Genomic DNA, 2,996 nt, shown 5'->3' with positions numbered 1-2,996 from the left:
GCCGGCGTTGGCATAGTCGGCCCAGGGGTTGTCGCCATCATAGCCTTTTGACTTTAGGTATTCGTTGTAAGGGCTTCTTTTTTCGTCATAAAAACCATCTGGTCCTTGCGCCCAAAGCCCGTCATCACGCACCCAAGGGTCAAAACCGCATTCCGATTGACGCACGCCGATAACGCCGTCGGGGTCTAGGCCAAGGCGTTCCATGCCTGCGCGGTCGGCCTTCATGTGGGTTTTGCCAATCAGATGACAGGACATACCAAGCTTGCGCAAATGGTCGCCCATCGTCTGTTCGCCCACGCGCAACGGAAATCCGTTCCATTGCGCCCCATGGCTGGCCGCGTAACGCCCTGTATAATAACACATGCGCGAACCGCCACAGATCGGGGATTGCACATAGGCGCGCGAAAACCGCACGCCCAAAGAAGCGACCCTGTCAAAATGGGGCGTTTTCAGGGTTGGATGCCCAGAACACCCTAAATAGTCGAACCGCAATTGGTCATACATGACGAATAGGATGTTCACTGCGGGTTTATTCCTTGAGTCTTTGCATGTTGTCACGCACCGCCATGACAGACGAATAGGTCGACACACAATAGGGGACCAAAAAGGTCAGCATGCTCTTGAGCCAAGAGACAGTGTCCATTTCACCTGCCAAAATCCGGTCACCATAGTTTATGAGCGCAATGATAGTGCCAACGATCAGCGCGATTTTTAAGGCACGTTTGGCAACCGACGGGGCAGTGGCGATTTGCCAAGCACTTTTTGTGGTCATAAATGGTGTCCTCCTTAGGTATTGCAATAAAAGCCAAAAGAGGCACTGGCAAGTGTGGGTGCGATTGCGCACGCAATGGTTGCGGCTGGGATCGTAAGGTCGGTTTAACAAGGCGACGCCGTGCTGTCGCGTGCAACCAAGGAAACGGGCAGGACTGTTGGGCTTGCCCGATGTTGCGCATTTGGTTTTTCGATCCGTTCCATCAGCATCGTGGCTGCGATTTCACCGATCAACAGGCGATCTTGGCGGATCGACGTCAATGATGGGATGAATTGTGCCGCCAATTCGATATCATCAAACCCCATGACCGATACATGTTCGGGCACCCGGAAGCCGTGGCGGGACAGCTCGGAAATAAACCCCAGCGCCAACTGGTCAGACGCGCAAAAGACAGCGGTTGGCCGATCCTGCAACGCAATCCAGTCTTGGGCGGCCAAACAGCCGGCTTCCAACGTAAAGTCGGCGGCAAATATCCACTCGGGTTTCAGCACAAGCCCAAGTGATGCGATTTCATCGACAAATGCGTCCTTGCGCGCGTGCATCAAGACATTGCCTTCGGGGCCTGTTACATGGGCAATCTTGCGATGTCCCAGTGCGTGAAAATGTTGCACCGCCAAGCGTGTGCCTTGCCGGTTTTCACATCTGACGGATGGGAAATCGGCGCCTTCCACCCATTCGCAGGCAAACAAAACGCGTTGCGTTTGGGATGCGTTTTCCAACTTGTTCACGACGTCCGGCTCTAGATCACCATCCAGAATAATCATGCCGTCGGCGCGTGCATCATCAAGGTAGTGGATCAATCGTTCGCCGCTGTCTTGCACCTGTTTGGTGCTGGCAATCAGCATCGAATACCCCTTTGTCGACAAGTGTCGAGAGATGCCTTCGAGGATGGTGGAAAAGAAGGGGTTGGCCAGATCAGGTAGCAAGACCAACACCGAATGTGAGCGCTGTGTGCGCAAATTGCGCGCGGCATGGTTGATCCGGTAGCCCGTCACTTTTACGGCCTCTGCCACGCGTCTTCTGGTCGATTCGGACACCACATCCGGATGCGACAACGTACGCGACACAGTCGCGGTCGACACCTTTGCAACCCGTGCAACGTCCTGAAGTGTCGAGGTTTTAGGGGCCATGGAGGTTCATTTCCGTTTTGTACTTTTGCAATCGATTACATGATGTGTTGACAGGATCGTCAATGCAACACAATTATGTAATCGATTGCAGAGCGGCCGCAGAACTGCGCGATCACAAAATATAACGGCGGAACGCCGCGTTTTCTGGGAGGAAAAAAATGTCTAATATCTTGAAGTCTTTGTTAGTGGGTACGGCATTGACAGCTGTGACTGCTGCACATGCGACCGAGCTTGAAGTCACCCATTGGTGGACGTCTGGCGGCGAAGCAGTCGCCGTGACAAAATTTGCTGAGGCGTGGAATGCCACAGGCAACACGTGGGTAGACGGCGCGATCGCCGGTTCCGGCGGCACAGCGCGCCCCATTATTATTTCGCGCATTTTGGGTGGTGACCCGATGGCTGCGACACAGTTGAACCACGGTCGCCAAGCCGAGGAACTGATCGAAGCAGGCTTGCTGCTTGATCTAACGGACGTCGCCGAAGCAGGCGGCTGGGCTGATCTGGTTAACCCATCTGCGTTACTGGATGCATGTACGCTGGATGGCAAAATCTATTGCGTTCCTGTCAACATTCACTCTGCACAGTGGATTTGGTTGTCGCATGATGCTTATGAAAAGGCTGGTCTTGAGGTTCCTGCGAACTGGAATGAATTTGTAGCCTCTGCACCTGCGTTGCAAGATGCGGGTACATTACCACTGGCCATGGGGCAGCAGGGCTGGCAGCAAAACATCGCCTTTGGGGCGATCACTTTGGCCGTCGCCGGGCTGGATGCCTGGAAAGAGGTCAACATCAATAAGAATGCTGATGTAGCACGTGGCGCTGAATATACTGCCGCCTTCGAAGCGGTGGCCGCCGCGCGTTCATTGGCCAGCGAGTCAAACGTTCAGGATTGGAACCAAGCCACAAACATGGTCATCACGGGCGCGGCCGGTGGGCAGATCATGGGTGACTGGGCGCAGGGCGAATTTGCCGTTGCGGGCGCTGTTGAAGGCGAAGACTATTCTTGCCTTCCCGGTCTTGGCCTGAACCCGATCCTGGATACCGGTGGGGATGCGTTCTATTTCCCGGTCATTGACGACGCAGACATCACAGCC

4 protein-coding genes are annotated in these 2,996 nt (G+C 54.6%); 1 reads left to right on the top strand and 3 read right to left on the bottom strand.

Going from position 1 to position 2,996, the window contains the following annotated elements; genetic code table 11:
- The 3 genes from ABJF76_RS18640 to ABJF76_RS18630 all read right to left on the bottom strand — a co-directional run.
- The coding region (locus tag ABJF76_RS18640) for a sulfatase-like hydrolase/transferase (protein ID WP_413822636.1) at positions 1–522 on the bottom strand (522 nt) is incomplete at its 3' end.
- Positions 523–529: 7 nt separating this feature from the next.
- On the bottom strand, positions 530–772 hold the full coding sequence (gene nrtS, locus ABJF76_RS18635) for a nitrate/nitrite transporter NrtS (protein ID WP_413821521.1): 243 nt from the start codon (positions 770–772) through the stop codon (positions 530–532).
- 104 nt (positions 773–876) lie between these two features.
- A complete protein-coding gene (locus tag ABJF76_RS18630; RefSeq protein ID WP_413821522.1) occupies positions 877–1,902 on the bottom strand; it encodes a LacI family DNA-binding transcriptional regulator in 1,026 nt (341 codons plus the stop codon).
- A 158-nt stretch (positions 1,903–2,060) separates the two neighbouring features.
- Between ABJF76_RS18630 and ABJF76_RS18625 the strand changes: the two genes are divergently transcribed.
- A partial coding sequence (locus ABJF76_RS18625; protein ID WP_413822635.1) for an ABC transporter substrate-binding protein occupies positions 2,061–2,996 on the top strand: 936 nt, incomplete at its 3' end.

This window comes from Tateyamaria sp. (assembly GCF_039940735.1).
In the GTDB taxonomy this organism is placed as follows: domain Bacteria; phylum Pseudomonadota; class Alphaproteobacteria; order Rhodobacterales; family Rhodobacteraceae; genus Tateyamaria.
Note: the sequence above shows the minus strand (reverse complement) of the source record. Positions and strands in the feature narration are given on the sequence as shown.